At 65.8% G+C, this 16,399-nt stretch carries 15 protein-coding genes; 9 read left to right on the plus strand and 6 right to left on the minus strand.

All coding sequences use genetic code 11. The annotated features are described in order from the left end of the window. Positions 1–92: 92 nt before the first annotated feature. The 4 genes from Harman_RS08495 (at position 93) to leuS (ending at position 6,978) form a co-directional block, all read left to right on the plus strand. Positions 93–1,649, plus strand: a complete 1,557-nt coding sequence (locus Harman_RS08495; protein WP_137683373.1) for an ABC transporter ATP-binding protein — start codon at positions 93–95, stop codon at positions 1,647–1,649. Then, entirely contained in the window at positions 1,646–2,950 is a 1,305-nt protein-coding gene (locus Harman_RS08500) for an ABC transporter permease (protein ID WP_137683374.1), read from the plus strand. The genes Harman_RS08495 and Harman_RS08500 overlap by 4 nt, the downstream gene beginning before the upstream one ends. A gap of 10 nt (positions 2,951–2,960) precedes the next feature. After that, positions 2,961–4,007, plus strand: a complete 1,047-nt coding sequence (locus tag Harman_RS08505; RefSeq protein ID WP_137683757.1) for an ABC transporter permease — start codon at positions 2,961–2,963, stop codon at positions 4,005–4,007. Between the two features lie 292 nt (positions 4,008–4,299). Next, entirely contained in the window at positions 4,300–6,978 is a 2,679-nt protein-coding gene (gene leuS / locus Harman_RS08510) for a leucine--tRNA ligase (RefSeq protein WP_137683375.1), read from the plus strand. Here leuS and Harman_RS08515 read toward each other — a convergent pair whose 3' ends face one another. Further along, positions 6,979–7,428: a GIY-YIG nuclease family protein gene (locus Harman_RS08515; protein ID WP_137683376.1), complete on the minus strand. Its 450-nt coding sequence runs from the start codon at positions 7,426–7,428 to the stop codon at positions 6,979–6,981. It abuts the gene before it with no gap. Between the two features lie 8 nt (positions 7,429–7,436). Then, positions 7,437–7,727, minus strand: a complete 291-nt coding sequence (locus tag Harman_RS08520; protein ID WP_137683377.1) for a hypothetical protein — start codon at positions 7,725–7,727, stop codon at positions 7,437–7,439. 91 nt (positions 7,728–7,818) lie between these two features. Here Harman_RS08520 and Harman_RS08525 point away from each other — a divergent pair, with 91 nt between their 5' ends. Continuing rightward, positions 7,819–8,451, plus strand: a complete 633-nt coding sequence (locus tag Harman_RS08525) for a rhomboid family intramembrane serine protease (RefSeq protein WP_137683378.1) — start codon at positions 7,819–7,821, stop codon at positions 8,449–8,451. A 251-nt stretch (positions 8,452–8,702) separates the two neighbouring features. Further along, positions 8,703–8,870, plus strand: coding sequence for a DUF7837 family putative zinc-binding protein (locus Harman_RS21490; RefSeq protein WP_200830864.1), 168 nt, complete (start codon positions 8,703–8,705; stop codon positions 8,868–8,870). A 554-nt stretch (positions 8,871–9,424) separates the two neighbouring features. Here Harman_RS21490 and Harman_RS08535 read toward each other — a convergent pair. Further along, positions 9,425–10,162: a ribonuclease H-like domain-containing protein gene (locus tag Harman_RS08535; protein WP_137683380.1), complete on the minus strand. Its 738-nt coding sequence runs from the start codon at positions 10,160–10,162 to the stop codon at positions 9,425–9,427. A 392-nt stretch (positions 10,163–10,554) separates the two neighbouring features. Here Harman_RS08535 and Harman_RS08540 point away from each other — a divergent pair, with 392 nt between their 5' ends. Beyond that, positions 10,555–10,929 (plus strand): universal stress protein, encoded by a 375-nt coding sequence (locus Harman_RS08540; RefSeq protein WP_137683381.1) that lies wholly within the window; start codon positions 10,555–10,557, stop codon positions 10,927–10,929. On the opposite strand, the gene Harman_RS08545 is transcribed toward Harman_RS08540, so the two are convergent. Genes Harman_RS08545 through Harman_RS08555 form a run of 3 tightly spaced genes read right to left on the minus strand, consistent with a single transcriptional unit; the run spans position 10,926 to position 12,784 of the window. Continuing rightward, positions 10,926–11,654, minus strand: a complete 729-nt coding sequence (locus Harman_RS08545) for a ParA family protein (protein WP_137683382.1) — start codon at positions 11,652–11,654, stop codon at positions 10,926–10,928. The two genes, Harman_RS08540 and Harman_RS08545, sit on opposite strands and share 4 nt — an antisense overlap. Positions 11,655–11,697: 43 nt before the next feature. Then, positions 11,698–12,126, minus strand: coding sequence for an HIT family protein (locus tag Harman_RS08550; RefSeq protein ID WP_137683383.1), 429 nt, complete (start codon positions 12,124–12,126; stop codon positions 11,698–11,700). A 34-nt stretch (positions 12,127–12,160) separates the two neighbouring features. Next, positions 12,161–12,784, minus strand: coding sequence for a uracil-DNA glycosylase (locus tag Harman_RS08555; protein ID WP_137683384.1), 624 nt, complete (start codon positions 12,782–12,784; stop codon positions 12,161–12,163). Between the two features lie 138 nt (positions 12,785–12,922). Between Harman_RS08555 and Harman_RS08560 the strand changes: the two genes are divergently transcribed. Continuing rightward, a complete protein-coding gene (locus Harman_RS08560) occupies positions 12,923–13,051 on the plus strand; it encodes a DUF4177 domain-containing protein (RefSeq protein WP_235007177.1) in 129 nt (42 codons plus the stop codon). 87 nt (positions 13,052–13,138) lie between these two features. Beyond that, positions 13,139–16,396: an isoleucine--tRNA ligase gene (gene ileS, locus Harman_RS08565; RefSeq protein ID WP_137683385.1), complete on the plus strand. Its 3,258-nt coding sequence runs from the start codon at positions 13,139–13,141 to the stop codon at positions 16,394–16,396. Positions 16,397–16,399: the final 3 nt, after the last annotated feature.

A 16,399-nucleotide genomic window follows, 5' to 3' on the forward strand; every position in this document is an offset into this window, starting at 1 on the left:
GCCGGTGCGTCCACCGCGCGGACCCGTCGCATATTTTTGCCAGACCTGTGGAACCGTGAAGTTAAAACTACGGGCGGGTAACCGCTCTGAGTATGGAACAGGCCGTCCACCTCGATGGTATCACGAAGCGGTTCCCGGGGGTCGTCGCGAACGACGATGTCGACCTGGCGGTCGAGAAAGGGACGGTCCACGCACTGCTCGGCGAGAACGGTGCGGGAAAGACCACCCTGATGAACGTCCTCTACGGGCTCTATCAGCCCACTGAGGGGACGGTCACCGTCCACGGCGATGAAAAGCAGTTCCACTCGCCGCGCGACGCCATCGACGAGGGCGTCGGCATGATCCACCAGCACTTCATGCTGGTCGATCCGATGACCGTCACCGAGAACATCACGCTCGGCAACGAGCCCCGAAAGTGGCTCGGACTCACTGTCGACCGCGAGCAGTCTCGACAGCAAGTCCGTGAACTGTCCGAACGGTACGGGTTCGACGTTGACCCCGACGCCCGCATTGAAGATGTCGGCGTCGGCGTCCAGCAGCGCGTCGAGATCCTCAAAGCCCTCTACCGTGGCGCAGACGTGCTGATTCTGGACGAACCGACGGCAGTGCTGACCCCACAGGAGGTCCAGGACCTCTTTCGCGTCCTCGAAGAGCTGACCGACCAGGGGAAGACGATTATCTTCATCACGCACAAACTCGGCGAGGCGATGGAAGCGGCCGACGAGATCACCGTCCTCCGTGAGGGCAAAAACGTCGGGACGGTCCCGGCCGACGACATCACCCGCGAGGAACTGGCCGAGATGATGGTCGGCCGCGAAGTCCTGCTGGATCTCGACCGCGAGCCCGCCGAGCCGGGCCGACCCGTCCTCGATGTCGAGGACCTCGTTGTGGAGGACGACCGGGGCGTTCGTGCAGTCGATGGTATCTCCCTGGAAGTCCGGGCCGGGGAAGTGCTCGGGATCGCTGGCGTTGACGGCAATGGGCAGTCGGAGCTGGTCGAGGCGATCACCGGACTCCAGTTGCCCGACGAGGGAACCATCACGTACGACGGCGTCGACCGGACCACCGACAGCCGCCGGGAACGCATCGAGGCCGGAATGGCCTACATCCCCGAGGACCGCCAGGAGCGAGGGCTGGTGATGGACTTCGACCTCGTCGAGAACGGCCTGCTCGGGAGCCAGCACGCGGCCGACTACACCTCGAATGGCCGGATCGACTGGGACTACACGCGCGACCACGCGGAGGAGATAATCGAGGAGTACGACGTTCGGCCTCCGAACGCCGATGCCCACGCGAAATCGCTGTCCGGGGGGAATCAACAGAAGTTCGTCGTCGGCCGGGAGTTCGCGCGGGACCCGCGCCTCGTCGTCGCCTCCCACCCCACCCGCGGCGTCGACGTGGGGTCGATGGAGTTCATCCACGACCGGATTAACGCGCTCCGTGAGGCGGGCCGGGCCGTGTTGCTCATCTCCTCGAACCTCGATGAGGTCCAGTCGCTCTCGGACCGCCTCGCCGTCATCTACGAGGGCGAGATAATCGACATCGTCGACCCCGAGCGCGTGACCGAGGAGCAGCTCGGCCTGTTGATGGCCGGCCAGCAACCCGACGCGGTGCCCACTATCGCGGCCGACGGGGAGGGTCAGCAATGAGTAACGACGACCCGTCGCAGAACGGCGACGACAACCCGTCGCAAAACAGCGACGACCCGCCCACACCGGACCCGGACGACCGGTGGTCACAGTACCGACAGCGACTCATCAGACTGGGCCAGACCTCGGTCGGCGAGCGGATTCTCATTGCTCTCTCGGCGCTGTTGCTCTCTATCGTCGTCGGGACGGTTCTCGTCACCGTCGCGGGGCTGATGGCGACCTGTCGGTCCCCGGTGCTTACCTTTGGCTCCACGACGCTGTGTTACGACCCGTTCTACGTGTTCAATCGGCTGTTCCTCGGCGCGCTGGGGGACCCCTTCGCCGGCGGTTGGTCGCCGCTGAACGCGCAGTTCGCGGCGACGCTCCGGGAGACGACGATACTGGTGTTCACCGGGCTCTCGGTGGCCTTAGCGTTCCGTGCGGGCATCTTCAACATCGGGACGCAGGGCCAGCTCATCGTCGGCGCGCTGGCGGCCGCACTGACGGTGCTGTGGGCCGGTTCGCTGGTCTCGGGCACGCTCGCGCTGCTCCTGCTGATTCCGATTGGGCTGCTCGCCGGCGCGGTCGGAGGTGGCTTCTACGGCGCGATTCCCGGCGCGTTGAAAGCCTATGCCGACGCCAACGAGGTCATTACCACGATCATGCTCAACTTCGTCGCCGTCCGGGTGACGCTGTATCTCGTCCGGAACCACTTCGCCGACCCGACGAGCCAGGCGACACAGACCCGGACGCTGCCAATCGAGGGGCAGTTCCCGTCGATTCTGTTCGACCCGCGGACGGACTTCTCTTTGCTCGCGCTCCTGCTTGCCCTCGCGTTCGTCGGCGGCGTCTACTACCTGCTCGAACACACCGCCTTCGGCTACGACCTGCGGACCGCCGGCATCCAGCCCGCCGCCGCGGAGTACGGCGGCGTCGACTCCGCCCGTACCATCCTGACCTCGCTGACGCTGTCGGGCGCACTCGCCGGCGTCGGCGGGGCCGTGTTCGTGATGATGACGCTCGGAAAGTTCCAGACCGGCATCCCGAGCTACGGCTTCGACGGGATCACCGTCTCCATCCTCGCCGGCAACAACCCTATCGGGGCCGTCTTCGCCGCGCTCCTCTTTGGCGTCCTCAAGTCCGGCTCGAACGTGGTGGCCTTCGCGACGGACGTGCCGCCACAGCTCGTGGGCGTCCTGCGGGGACTCATCATCCTGTTCGTCGCGATGCCGGAGTTCTTCCGCATCATCGGCCGCCGGCTCGCAACGCGGCAGGGCGACAGACAGGCCACCGTGACCGCGGGAGGTGGTGCCGATGACTAACGACAGCGCCATCGACCGCCTCCAATCGGCGTCGGGCCGACTGTTCATCGCCGCCGTCGCGTTCCTCACACTGGTCGTGCTCGCCGGATTCGGCCTCTTTGCGCCGGCGTCGACGCCCGGACAGATATTCTGGGTGCTGGCCTCGAAGTCGACACTGTCCTCGACGCTGCGGCTCTCGGTCCCGATTGTGCTGGCCGCGCTGGGGGGTATCTTCGCCGAGAAGAGCGGCGTCATCAACATCGGGCTCGAAGGCCTGCTCATCATCTCGGCCTTTGCGGCCATCTTCGGTGCCGACGTGACCGGTTCGCTGTGGCTCGGCTTCCTCGTCGGCATCGTCGCGTCGACGCTGCTCGCGGGGGTGTTCGCCATCGTCTGCATCGAGTTCCGCGCTGACCAGATTATCGCCGGCCTGGCCGTCTGGCTCATCGCGCTCGGCCTCGCGCCCTTCGCCTCGCAGGTGTTCTACGGCGGTCCCAACACCAGCAGCGTCGGCACCTTCGACACGATAACGGTCCCGGCACTGGCCGACATCCCCTTCTTCGGCGCACTGTTCGACGCCTCGCCCGCGGTGTACATCATGTTCGCCGCTGTGGCGGCGTCGTGGTACGTGCTGAACCGCACGACCTTCGGCCGCTGGGTCCGGGCCGCCGGCGAGAACCCGAAGGCACTGGACACCGCCGGTGTCGACGTGTCCCGCGTCCGTTATGTCGCCGTGCTCCTCTCTGGCGTCCTCTCGGGAATGGGCGGGGCCGCGCTGGCCATCAACATCGGTCAGTTCTCCGGCAACGGCCCGACGATGGTCAACGGCAAGGGGTTCATCGCTATCGTCGCCTACCTCTTTGGTAACTACAACCCCGTCGGTGCCTTGCTGTCGACCACGCTGTTTGCCGGGCTCGAAGCCATCCAGATCCGGTTCCAGTCGGGCGATATCCTAGCGATTCCGAACTCGCTGGTCCAGACGATCCCGTTCATCGCCGTCATCGTCGTCCTCGCGCTGGTGGGCAAGACCCGCCTGCCCGAAGCTGCTGGCGACCACTACGAATCGGGTGAGGAATGAGCTAGAAATTGTTGGCGGTCGAGGTGCATACGTCTCTATCGATATCACGAACTGCCAGAAAGCCCCGCCCATAGCCGGTTGGCCAATCCATGTTGGGCGGGACTGAAAGGGGCCGCACTCTCAACGAACCCCGGCGACGCAAGCACTGGAGCGAACGGAGTGAGTGAAGCGCACAGCGAGCCGCGGGAGTTGAGAGTGCGGGGGCTTTCTGGCTGTCCACGAAAGCAGTACGACCAAACACCGTTCCTAGCCGAACACTCATGTGCGCGGCAGGCACACGTCGAGGTAGCAAATGTCGCGTCGATACGACCACGCACGGGTCCAGGAGTACTGGCAGCAGGTCTGGGAGCGGGAGGGCGTCTTCGAGTGCCCGACCGACGCCGACGACCCGACGTACGTGCTGGGGATGTTCCCCTACACCTCCGGCTCGTTGCACATGGGACACATCCGGAACTACGCCATCACCGACGCGTACGCCCGGTACCGGCGGATGGCTGGCGACGACGTGCTCCACCCGATGGGCTGGGACGCCTTCGGCCTCCCGGCGGAGAACGCGGCCTACGAGCGGGACACCGACCCCGAGTCCTGGACGCGAACGTGTATCGACCAGATGCGAGACGACCTCCGGGAGATGGGCTTTGGCTACGACTGGTCCCGGGAAATCACCACTTGCGACCCCGAGTACTACCAGTGGAACCAGTGGCTGTTCACCCAGTTCTACGACGAGGGACTAGTCGACTACGGCGCGGCGACGGTGAACTGGTGTCCGGATTGTGAGACGGTGCTGGCTGACGCGCAGGTCGAGACGCCGCCGAAAGCGGACGAGGGCGAGACGACCACAGACGCCAACCACAGCCACACCCACGGCGGCGGTGTCTGCTGGCGCTGTGGGACCGGCGTCGAGCAACGGGACCTCGACCAGTGGTTTTTCGCCATTACCGACTACGCTGAGGAACTGTACCACGGGCTGGACGACCTGGAGGGGTGGCCCGACGGTGTGCGGGACAGCCAGCGCAACTGGATCGGCCGGCAGGAGGGCGCGCGCGTCACCTTCGAGGTTGACCACGACGAGCAGCCGTCGGTTGATGCCTTCACCACCCGCCTCGACACGGTGTACGGCGCGACGTATCTGGCGCTGTCGCCGGGCCACGACCTCGCGCGAGCGCTGGCCGACGAAGACGACACCGTCGCCGAATACGTGGAGTCAGTGGCGAGCACGGATGACGCCGGGATGAGCGGCGTCGAGACGGACCTGACCGCGACCCATCCCTACACCGGTGAGGCGCTACCGGTGTACGTCGCCGCGTACGTGTTAGATGACGTGGGGACGGGTGCGGTCATGGGCGTGCCGGCCCACAACGAGCGGGACCACGCCTTCGCCGCGGCACAGGACCTGCCCGTCGAGCAGGCCGTCGAACCGGTCGACGGCAGCGGGACGGACCTGCCACACGCGCCCTACTCCGACGACGGGATGCTCACGGACAGCGGCGAGTACGACGGCCTCGCCAGTTCCGCCGCCCGCGAGCGCCTGCGAGAGCACGAGGCCGCGGAGTCCGCGGTGACCTACCGCCTCCGAGACTGGCTCATCTCCCGGCAGCGCTACTGGGGGACGCCGATTCCTATCGTCCACTGCGACGACTGCGGCCACGTCCCGGTTCCCGACGAAGACCTACCGGTGGAACTGCCCGACTACGTCCAGACAACTGGGAATCCCCTCGATGCGGCCGAGGACTGGAAACAGACGACGTGTCCGGACTGTGGGGCCGACGCGGTGCGGGAGACGGACACGATGGACACGTTTGTCGACTCATCGTGGTACTTCCTGCGCTATCTGTCGCCACACTTCGAGGACGCCCCCTTCGACCAGGCAACCACCGACGAGTGGCTCCCGGTCGACGTGTACGTCGGCGGCGAGGAACACGCGGTGCTCCATCTGCTCTATATTCGCTTCTTTACTCGTGCTCTGTCGGATATCGGCCTGCTGGACCGCGAGGAACCGGTCGAGCGGCTCATCAATCAGGGGACAGTGCTCCACAGCGGCGAGAAGATGTCCAAGTCGAAGGGCAACGACATCGCGCCCCACGAGTACGGGGCCGAGACGACGCGGCTGTTCGTCCTCTCGGCGGCCCATCCCTCCCAGGACTTCGAGTGGACTGTCAAGGATGTCTCGACGGCGTATGACTTCCAGCAGACGCTGTACCGGCTGGTCGCCGAGTACGCATCCGATATCGAGGGCCGGAGCGAAAGCGCCGACCACGACGCCTATCTGGAGCGGGAAATCGACCGAACTATCGCCGCGGTCACCGCGGAGTACGACCGGTTCCGTTTCCACCGCGTCGTCAGCGAACTCCAGCGCTTTGCCCGCCTGTTGGGGCGCTACGCCAGCTACGACGACCCCTACCAGTTCGCCTACGGCCGCGGCCTGCGGGTGCTCGCCGCGCTGGTCGCGCCTATCGCGCCGTTCCTCGCCGAGGAGATGTGGCAGCTACTCGACGAGGACGGCCTCGTCGCCGAGAGCCGCTGGCCCGAACCGCTTCGGGAGGTGGACGACTACCGTATCGAGCGCCAGGTCGTCCGCCGGACGCTTGACGACGTGCGCGAAATCACGGAGGTCGTCGACATCGAGGCCCCGAACGAGATCGAACTCGTCGTCGCCGCCGACTGGAAGTACCGGGCCTACGACATCGCCCGCGAGTCTGACCCCGACGACGCCATTGTCGGCGAAATCATGGCTGACGAGGACATCAAACAGCATGGTGACGCGGCCGCCGAGTTCGCCGACCGACTGGCCGACCGCGGGGCGGGCCTGGAACCGATAATCGACGGGGAGCGCGAACTCGATACGCTCCAGCAGGCCGCGTGGCTGTTCGAAGACGAGTTCGACTGCGACGTGGTCGTCCGGCGGGCCACACCGGACGACGACCTCGCGGCCAAAGCCCGGCCGAACAAGCCCGCGATTCACATCTCCTGACTACTCGGTCGCGGCGGCGGAATCTTCCGCTTCGGCCTCGTGTGCGTCGGTCACCGCCCCAACCAAGCGGGTCCGCTGCCCGTGGTGTATCAGGTGCGAGCGACAGTCACAGTCAGAGCAACCGAAGGAATCGACGCGGTCGAATCCCGCTCCCGTCGGCCCGTCGAGCCGCTGGGCGACGGCACATTCGATGTCGGCCTCGGTCGTGACGACCCGGTCGACGGTCGTCGCCGCGTCGCCCAGCAGGTAGTCGATGTGCCAGTGCCGGGTGTCGTTGTCGCCGGCGGCGACAGCGCGGTGGCGGTCGATGCGGCCGAAGCCGCCGCTGCCCAGCGCGCTCCCGGTGTAGGCGTACCAGCCCGCCGGGAACTCGATTTCGCCCAGCGCGCCGACCGCAATCGGCCCGCTGTCGTCTCGTTCCAGCACCAGTGTGTAGGTGCCGCCTGCCATCCGCCCGCTCAGGTCCCGATGTCGGGGTCGGCCGCGAGATCGCCGAACCCGTCGATTCGGAACTCCCGGGAGTCGGTGCAGTCCTCGTTTTCGGCGGCGAGTTCGCCGACGACCCAGTTGAACCGGCGGTCGAACCCGTCGTAGGGCGCGTCGGCGAGCAGGTCGGTGACGCGGTCGCTCGTCAGGTCCTCGTCGTACTCCTCGGCGAAGGCGGCGATGTTTTCGGCGGCTGTCTGTGCGATATCGTCGTCGGTCTCGTCGGCGAACGCCGCGGCGAGCGTCTCGCTCAGTTCGGACATACACGAGTGGACGTAACGACGCCACGTATGCGTTCTGAAACGACGTGGGCAGCCGAGCGTTTCTTGTATCGCGGGCGACAATAACGGCCCAATGAAGCCGCTGCGTAACAGCCCCACCGTTGCCACGCTGGCCGTCATCGTCGGCGTGTTCCTCGCCCAGCAGGCCGCTGGCGTGGTGACCGCTCCGGGGAGCCTGTTTGCCCTCTCGCCCCCGCTGCTCGCCCGCCCGTGGACGCTCGTCACCAGCGTGTACGCGCACGCTGGCCTGTCACATCTCCTCGCAAACGCCGCCGGGTTAGCCCTCGCTGGCGTCGTTCTCGAACGCCGGACGACGCCGCTCCGGTTCCACGCCTTCTTCGTCTCGACCGGCGCACTCGCCGGCGTCTCGCAGGTCTCGATAACCAGTCTTGTCGGGCCGCTCGTCCCCGGGATGGTCAGTCACGTCTCCGTCCTCGGGGCCAGCGGTGCGGTGTTCGCCCTCTTTGGCTATCTGCTCGCCGCCAACCGTCTGACCGACACCGTCATCGGCGGGTTCGAACTCGCTCCGCGCGTCCAGTTGGCGCTGGCCGGCCTCGTCGCCGCCGCGATCACGCTCGTGACCGCGAACCCCGGCGTTGCACTCATCGCACACTTCACCGGCCTTTTGCTGGGGTTCCTTGCCGGGCGGGTCCACCTGCTGCGGCCGACGAACTCGTCGCAGCTGTCAGAGGCGGCGAACTACTGATCGGGGCCGTCTCGCTGTCCCACTTCTTCCGGTGGCACGTAGTCAATAAGTGCTACCAAATGACTTGACTGCGTAGGCTGATGGGATGGAACGGAGTCGCTGCGTCGAGTCTCTGGTCGTCGCGGCGCTGCTGGTACTCACCGGCTGTGGCGGGTTCGGGCCACCGAGGGACGGCGACGACGACACGTAAGGCCACCCGCACTCCTCGTAGGAGCTTGGTAACAATATGCATTGACTGCGTAGCTCAGTGTATGTGGGACAGTGACATAGAAACGGCCGACCCACCGCTCGGGAAGTGTCCGACCTGTGACGTGACGATTCCGGCGGCGAATCTCGTCGTCGCGTACGACAGGGACGGCGACTGGCCGCGGATGCTCGCCGAGTGTCCGGACTGTTCGGACGCCGTGAATCCGGTGTGATACCCCACGGACAGACATGACTGATATCGGAGGGGTGAATACACATAGAGCCGGCGGCGCGACCGCCTATATGTGTAGCAACTACCGATTAGGTGCGGTATACTGTTGTTTCGAGCAATGATACCGAGACCAGACAGGGTGAGAGACGGTGGGGTCATCGAGCGGCGATAGCCCCCCGCTACCCCACCGGGGCGACGCCGACAGGCTGCGACCGACGAACACCAGACAATATCTTGACATTGTCGCGTTCGCAGCCCGCGGGCTCTGGACCGTGACACTCGCCGGTGTTCGACCGTTCGCGTTTTGGGGGGCTGTGTTACTGCCGCTCTTGTATATTCCGTCGCTTTACGGGTTCGGAACGGGACAGGATACGGCGCTGTTTGTCGAACTTGTTGTCTGGCACGTCGCGTCCATCGTTCTCGGTCACGGACACACGCCCTTCTGGAGTCGATAGCCCGACACTCCCGTTCTTGTTGAGTCTCCACGAGAGTCTGTCACACTTCCGCACTCCACTCGAAACAAAGGGGGTGTGATGGCGGTTGTCGTTCGAGCTATCAGCCGACGAAAACCCGATCATCGAGCCGCTCTGTCGCGGTATCGGCCAAAATCTTGAGGTTCACCGTGTCCTCGCGGTTGTACGACACCAGCGTTTCGAGTGCACCGTCACGTCCCTGCTCGTGTTCCCGCCAGAGCCGTACCGCGTCCCGACCCGAGATGTCCGGCCGGTCCCGCTCGATGCCGATATCCTGCTCGACCTGTTTGAGGCCCCCGGAGAGGCCGATCTTCTTGCAGGTGTACATCAGGTCGAGGTGCGGGCGGTCGAGGTCGATGTCGAAGTTCGCTTCGAGGAAGGGTACGTCGAAGCGCTTGCCGTTGAACGTCACCAGCAGGTCCGCGCCGTCGAAGGCGGCCCGGAGGTTCTCGGCGGTCAGGTCGTCGCCGGCGACGAGCGTCTGTGTCTCCCCGTCCTGATGAAGGCTCACCGTCGTCACCTGGTTGCGGTCCTGGTCAAGCCCCGTCGTCTCGATGTCGAAAAAGCAGGCCCGCTCGCGGAAGGTCTCGTACAATCGCCAGCGCTCGCTGTTCGGGAACGCATGGTCGAAGTAGGACACGTCCGTCTCGGCGACCCGCTCGCGCCCCTCGTGGATGAACTGCTGGATGCGGTCGCCGCGCTGTCCGCCGACGACGGACGGTTCGAACTCGTCCCAGTGGGTGACTCCCTGTTCCCAGATGGACCGCTCGGTCTTCTCCCCGACGCCGTCGGTACCGATGAAACTGTTCTCGACGCGCACGCTCTCGGGTACAGGTTGGGCTGTATGTAAGCCCGTCGGTGCCCGTGACAGGCGGCCGGTGGGTCACGTCCCACCGGTCTAACGCCCACTCATCGGAAGGATGCTGTCGTACACTGACTGGCTCTCCAGCGGCACGACGACTGTGCTCTCGCAGTTGTCACACACTGAGCGGGGCTGGTCGAACGTCCGTTCGCAGAACGGACAGACGAACCGTGTCGAGTCCGGAGTTTCAGATAGAGACATGGCTGTGCAAGGTGCCCCATATGTGAGTAGTCAGCCGCTAGGTATATGCGACACCCGCGATTCCGTTGCTATCTGTATAGCTGTCCGTTCGCTGTGGTGCTCCGTAATCGAGCGAAAACCCGAAGCCGGGCGACCCCACACAGTCGCCCATGACGACGTTTCTGCTCGCCACCAGTTCCGTCCACGTCACCGCGGCCGGCGCTGACTACCTCCAGAACCGACTTGACCCGGCGGGTGACGACGATATCGTCGTGGTCGCCGTCCGCGACCCCGATGCCCCGTCGCGCGACGCGGGCGATGCCGTCAACGTCGCCCGCTCGCGCCTCGCCGGGTTCATGCCCGCAACGGAAACGAAAGACGGCGACCCCGTCGAAGCGATACTGGCCGCCGTCGACGAACACGACCCGGACGAACTCATCATCGGGCCACACCGCGGGACCGACGACAGCGACGGCGTCGGGTCGATGGCCCGGGAACTGCTGACCCGCGTCGACAGTCCTGTCGTCGTCGTGCCGCTTCCTTAGCGGGAGAACAGGCCGTCGTCCTCGAAGGTCAGGCCCAGGTCGACGCCGAGCAGGTCCTCGGCCATCGCGGCGACCGTCGGTGCGACATCGGTGTCGGGGTCCGTCGCGAGCGGCCTGGGCGCGCCCGCTCCGATGTGGGGAACCGTGTGCGCGGCATCTTCGATAGACTGGCCGTCCTCGCCGTGGACACGCGCAGCGACGACGGCCGAGGCCGGCGCGCCGATGTCCCGCAGCCGCCCCTGCTGTCTCGGGAGCAGGTCGCTGCCGCGCTGGCTGGCCGGAATCACGAGTGCTCGCCGCTGTGCGGTCGTGGCGGCGGCGACGGCCTGGTTCGCCGCGACCGGCGGCACGTCGAGCAGGACGTGGTCGAACCGTCCGGCCACCTCCTCGATGGCCCGTTCCAGCGTCTGTGCGCTGTCGGCTGTCTTCGCACGGGCCAGACGCTCGAAGGGGGCGTGGGCCGGACAGAGTGCCACCCGTCCCTCGGCGTCGATGTCCCACTCGAACAGCGCATCGTCGACCGGCGCGTCACCGACGGCCACCGCGGTCACGTCGGTGTCGAGTTGCCCCCCGACGTAGGTCGCCAGCCCCTGCGTGCCAAAGGCTGCGTCGACGACGGCGACGGACCGCCCACTCCGGGCCAGCGTCGTCGCCGTCTCGACTGTCAGCCTGGTCGTTCCGGCCCCACCGGTACACCCCACGAACGCGAGCGTCGAAACCCCCATACAGTCGCTATTCGGGTATCTTTCGGTAAAAAGATACGGAATTTTACTCCAGCCCGGCCGCAATATCCGCTTCGATGGCGTCCAGTTCGCCGTCGCTCAGGTCAGGGCTGTCGGTGACGAGCGCGTGGATCGGACGGCCGCCGTCGTCCTCGAACCGCGGGATGATGTGACCGTGGACGTGCGGGACTTCCTGCCCGGCTTCTTCACCGTTGTTGAACGCCACCGTGCTGGCGGGGGCGTCGACGGCCGCCTCGACGGCCGGGACGAGTTCGTGCAGCGTCGACAGCACCTCACCGGCCACGTCGGCGGGCGTGTCGTTCAGTCGCTCGTGGTGGGTCTTCGGGATGACGAGCGTGTGGCCCGGCGAGAGGGGGTTGGCGTCCAGAAACGCCAGCACGGTGTCGTCCTCGTAGACGGTTCGACTGGGGATATCACCCGCGACGATCTGACAGAAGATGCAGTCCTCGCTCATAGCCGGGTGTGGGTCCGGCGGTCACAAGAAGGTTCTAGGTGTCGCCGACGCTGGCCACCGTCTCGGCGATGGCCGCCACGTACTCGTCGTAGGCGTACCCTAACCGGGAGAGCCAGACCTCCTGATACGACGGGTGAAGCAACGGAATCACGGGCAGGTTCAGGGCCTCGCTCCACCGTGGTTCGAGTACGTTGTCGAGGAAGCCGTCGAGGCCGGTATCGTCCAGCGCCAGCACCGTCTTCGTTGCGTGCTTGCCGGTAGTCAGCACCACCGTCGGCTCCACTGTTTTGACCTCTTCGACGAGGTACGGTCGACAGTTCGCCAGTTCGGCGTCGGTCGGGTCGCGGTTCCCCGGCGGGTGGCACTTCACGGCGTTGGTGTAGTAGCAGTCCTCGTGGCCGAACCCGGCGTCGGCGAGCACCTGCCTGATTTTCCGGCCGGAACGTTGCGAGGTGTAGGCCATGCCGGTCAGATTGCCGCCCCGCCACTGCTTGGCCTCGGGGTCGCCCTCGGCTGGCGCTTCGCCGACCACCACGAGGTCGGCATCCAGCGGGCCGTTGCCCCACGAGATGCAGGTCCGGCTGTCGGCGAGATCGGAACAACGTCGACAATCCGCGGTGAGGGCGTTGCGCTGCTCGGCGTCGGGGAACTCGGGCACACGCGGGGGCACGGCTGTGAGCGGCAAAGCCGTGGCGGTCAGCGTCCCGCCGTACACCACAAGACGTTTGCCGCTGGTCGCCACCACAGCGCGTGTATACCCTCCTACGAATACAAGACGCTCGATGTCGACACCGGCATGTTCGGTAGCAGCAGCGTTCCCACCGACGAACTGAACGACCTCGGCGCGGACGGCTGGGAAGTCGTCGCACCGATCACGGAAAACAGCGGACAGACCGCGGGGTTGTTGCTCCAGCGCGAGCGCTGACCACCGCCACGGCGTTGCCGGCTGTTCCGTCTGAACGATAGGCACACAATCGATTGTCCTTTATTGCCGGCGGCGGATGGAACGGGTATGGAACGTTTCGCCGCTGTCGACGACCAGTACGACCCCGACGCCGTCGAGGACGGCGTCTTCGAGTACTGGGACGATGTCGACGCCTACGAGCAGACGAAGGCCCACCGGGCCGACGGCGAGGACTACTTCTTCGTCGACGGGCCGCCCTACACCTCCGGTGCGGCCCACATGGGGACGACGTGGAACAAGACCCTGAAGGACTGTTACATCCGCTATCTGCGGATGCAGGGGTACAACGTCACCGACCGGCCGGGCTACGATATGCACGGGCTCCCCATCGAGACCAAGGTCGAGGAGCGCCTGGACTTCGAGAACAAGAAGGACATCGAGCAGTTCGGCGAGGAGAACTTCATTGAGGAGTGCAAGGATTTCGCCGAGGAGCAACTGGAGGGCCTCCAGACGGACTTTCAGGACTTCGGCGTCTGGATGGACTGGGACGATCCTTATAAAACGGTGAATCCCGAGTATATGGAAGCCGCCTGGTGGGGCTTCCAGCAGGCCCACAAGCGCGGCCTCGTCGAGCAGGGCCAGCGCTCTATCAACCAGTGCCCCCGCTGTGAGACCGGTATCGCCAACAACGAGGTCGAGTACCACGACGTGGGCAAGCCGTCGATCTATGTGAAATTCCCACTCAGCGACCGCGAGGGCGAGCGGAGCGAGACCTCGGAACGAGCGAGCGGTGAAACCGCGAGCCGCGAGGGCAGTCTGGTCATCTGGACGACGACCCCCTGGACCATCGTCGCCAACACCTTCGTCGCGGTCGACGGCGACCTCGACTACGTGGGCGTCGACGCCACGAAAGACGGCGAGACCGAACGGCTCTACGTCGCCAAGGCCTGCGTCGAGGACGTGCTGAAGGCGGGCCGCTACGACGACTACGAGGTCGTCGAGGAACTGACCGGCGAGGAGATGGTCGGCTGGGAGTACGACCACCCGCTGGCCGAGGAAGTGCCGGACCACGCCCAAGGTGAGGGCTCGGGGCAGGTCTACACCGCCGACTACGTGGAGGCCGACCGCACCGGGCTGGTCCACTCCGCGCCCGGCCACGGTGAGGAAGACTTCGAGCGCGGGCAGGAACTCGACCTCGAAATCTTCTGTCCGGTCGGCTCCGACGGCGTTTACACCGACGAAGCCGGCAAGTACGCCGGCACGTTCGTCCGGGACGCCAACGACGCGGTCATCGACGACCTCGACGACAACGGCTTCCTCCTCTCCAGCGAACAGGGCCACACCGTCCGCGAGGGGCAGTGCTGGCGCTGTGACACGGACATCGTCCGCATCGTCACCGACCAGTGGTTCATCACGGTCACCGACATCAAAGACGAACTGCTGGCAAATATCGAGGACAGCGAGTGGTATCCCCAGTGGGCGCGGGACAACCGCTTCCGTGACTTCGTCGAGGACGCGCCGGACTGGAACGTCTCGCGGCAGCGCTACTGGGGCATCCCCATTCCGATCTGGTTGCCGGAGGACTGGTCCGGCGACATGGACGACGCCATCGTCGTCGGCGACCGCGAGGAACTCGCCGAGCGCGTCGACCAGGACATCGACCCTGAAACCGTCGACATCCACAAAGGGACCGTCGACGATCTCACCATCACTGAGGACGGGACCACCTACACCCGCGTCGGCGACGTGTTCGACGTGTGGCTCGACTCCTCTGTGGCGACGTGGGGGACCGTCAATTACCCCGAGCAAATCGAGGACTTCGAGGAACTGTGGCCCGCCGACCTCATCATGGAGGCCCACGACCAGACCCGCGGCTGGTTCTGGTCCCAGCTGGGCATGAGCACCGCTGCGACCGGCGAGATTCCGTACAAGCAGGTGCTGATGCACGGCTACGCCAACATGCCCGACGGCCGCGGCATGTCCAAATCGAAGGGTGTCCTCATCGACCCCCACGAGGTCATCGAGAAGCACGGTCGCGACCCGATGCGGCTGTTCCTGCTGTCGGTGACCGCCCAGGGCGAGGACATGAACTTCTCCTGGGAGGAGACTGCCGAGATGCAGCGCCGTCTGAATATCTTCTGGAACGTCGCGCGCTTCCCGCTGCCGTACATGCGGGCCGACGACTTCGACCCCGAGGCGACCACCGTCGAGGACGTGAAAGACGACCTCGAACTCGTCGACGAGTGGGTCCTCTCGCGGCTCCAGAGCGTGACTGAGGCGATGACCGACTCGATGGACGACTTCGAGAACGACAAGGCGGTCGAGGAACTGCTTGAGTTCGTCGTCGAGGACGTGTCCCGCTTCTACATCCAGGTCGTCCGCGAGCGGATGTGGGAGGAGGAGGACAGCGCCTCGAAACAGGCCGCCTACGCGACACTCTATCGCGTGCTCGAATCCGTGGCTGCGCTGTTTGCCCCGTTCACGCCCTTTGTCGCCGAGCAGGTCTACGGCGCACTCACCGGCGACGCCGGCCATCCGACGGTCCACATGTGCGACTGGCCGGAGGTCGACGAGGACCTGCACGACCCCGCGCTCGAACGCGAAATCGAGGTCGTCCGCGAGGTTGAGGAAGCGGGCTCGAACGCCCGCCAGCAGGCCGAACGGAAACTCCGCTGGCCCGTCACTCGCGTCGTCGTCGACGTGGACAGCGACGACGTGGCCGACGCGGTCCGCGCACAGGAGGCCATCATCGCCGACCGGCTCAACGCCCGCGCCGTCGAGGTCGTCGGCGCTGCCAAGGAGTGGGGCGAACTCCAGTACTCCGCCGAGGCCGACATGAGCGAACTCGGCCCGGCCTTCGGCGACGACGCCGGCCGCGTGATGAACGCGCTCAACGAGGCCCGCGTCGCCGAGCAGTCACTCGATACCCTCGAAGGCACAGTGAGCAAGGCGCTCGGCGAGGACGTTGCCCTCACCGAGGAGATGGTCGAGTTCCGCCGCGAGACGCCCGAGGGCGTCACCGGGACGGAGTTCGCCGCGCTGGACGGCGGCGGCGTCGTCTACGTCGATACCACGCTCACCGAGGACATCGAGAGCGAAGGCTACGCCCGCGAGGTCATCCGCCGCGTCCAAGAGATGCGAAAGGACCTGGAACTGGATATCGAGGCGCGCATCGTCGTGGACCTCGCTATCGACGACGAACGCGTGGACTCGCTCGTCCGCGAGCACGAGGGACTCATCAAGGAAGAGGTCCGAGCCGACGAACTCGGAACGGTCGAGGATGGTCACCGCAAGACGTGGGAGGTCGAAGGCGTGGAGATGAACATCGCGATAGCACCGGCCGCTGCGGCTGAAGCGTCGGATTAAGCG

Origin of the sequence: Haloarcula mannanilytica (genome assembly GCF_005406125.1) — an archaeon.
GTDB lineage: Archaea > Halobacteriota > Halobacteria > Halobacteriales > Haloarculaceae > Haloarcula > Haloarcula mannanilytica.

What these genes read in the sequence shown, in the direction of transcription:
- Harman_RS08495 (WP_137683373.1), top strand. Translation starts at nt 93, where the DNA reads ATGGAACAGGCCGTCCACCTCGATGGTATCACGAAGCGGTTCCCGGGG.
- Harman_RS08500 (WP_137683374.1), top strand. Translation starts at nt 1,646, where the DNA reads ATGAGTAACGACGACCCGTCGCAGAACGGCGACGACAACCCGTCGCAA.
- leuS (WP_137683375.1), top strand. Translation starts at nt 4,300, where the DNA reads ATGTCGCGTCGATACGACCACGCACGGGTCCAGGAGTACTGGCAGCAG.
- Harman_RS08515 (WP_137683376.1), bottom strand. Translation starts at nt 7,428, where the DNA reads ATGGCAGGCGGCACCTACACACTGGTGCTGGAACGAGACGACAGCGGG.
- Harman_RS08520 (WP_137683377.1), bottom strand. Translation starts at nt 7,727, where the DNA reads ATGTCCGAACTGAGCGAGACGCTCGCCGCGGCGTTCGCCGACGAGACC.
- Harman_RS08525 (WP_137683378.1), top strand. Translation starts at nt 7,819, where the DNA reads ATGAAGCCGCTGCGTAACAGCCCCACCGTTGCCACGCTGGCCGTCATC.
- Harman_RS21490 (WP_200830864.1), top strand. Translation starts at nt 8,703, where the DNA reads ATGTGGGACAGTGACATAGAAACGGCCGACCCACCGCTCGGGAAGTGT.
- Harman_RS08540 (WP_137683381.1), top strand. Translation starts at nt 10,555, where the DNA reads ATGACGACGTTTCTGCTCGCCACCAGTTCCGTCCACGTCACCGCGGCC.
- Harman_RS08545 (WP_137683382.1), bottom strand. Translation starts at nt 11,654, where the DNA reads ATGGGGGTTTCGACGCTCGCGTTCGTGGGGTGTACCGGTGGGGCCGGA.
- Harman_RS08550 (WP_137683383.1), bottom strand. Translation starts at nt 12,126, where the DNA reads ATGAGCGAGGACTGCATCTTCTGTCAGATCGTCGCGGGTGATATCCCC.
- Harman_RS08560 (WP_235007177.1), top strand. Translation starts at nt 12,923, where the DNA reads ATGTTCGGTAGCAGCAGCGTTCCCACCGACGAACTGAACGACCTCGGC.
- ileS (WP_137683385.1), top strand. Translation starts at nt 13,139, where the DNA reads ATGGAACGTTTCGCCGCTGTCGACGACCAGTACGACCCCGACGCCGTC.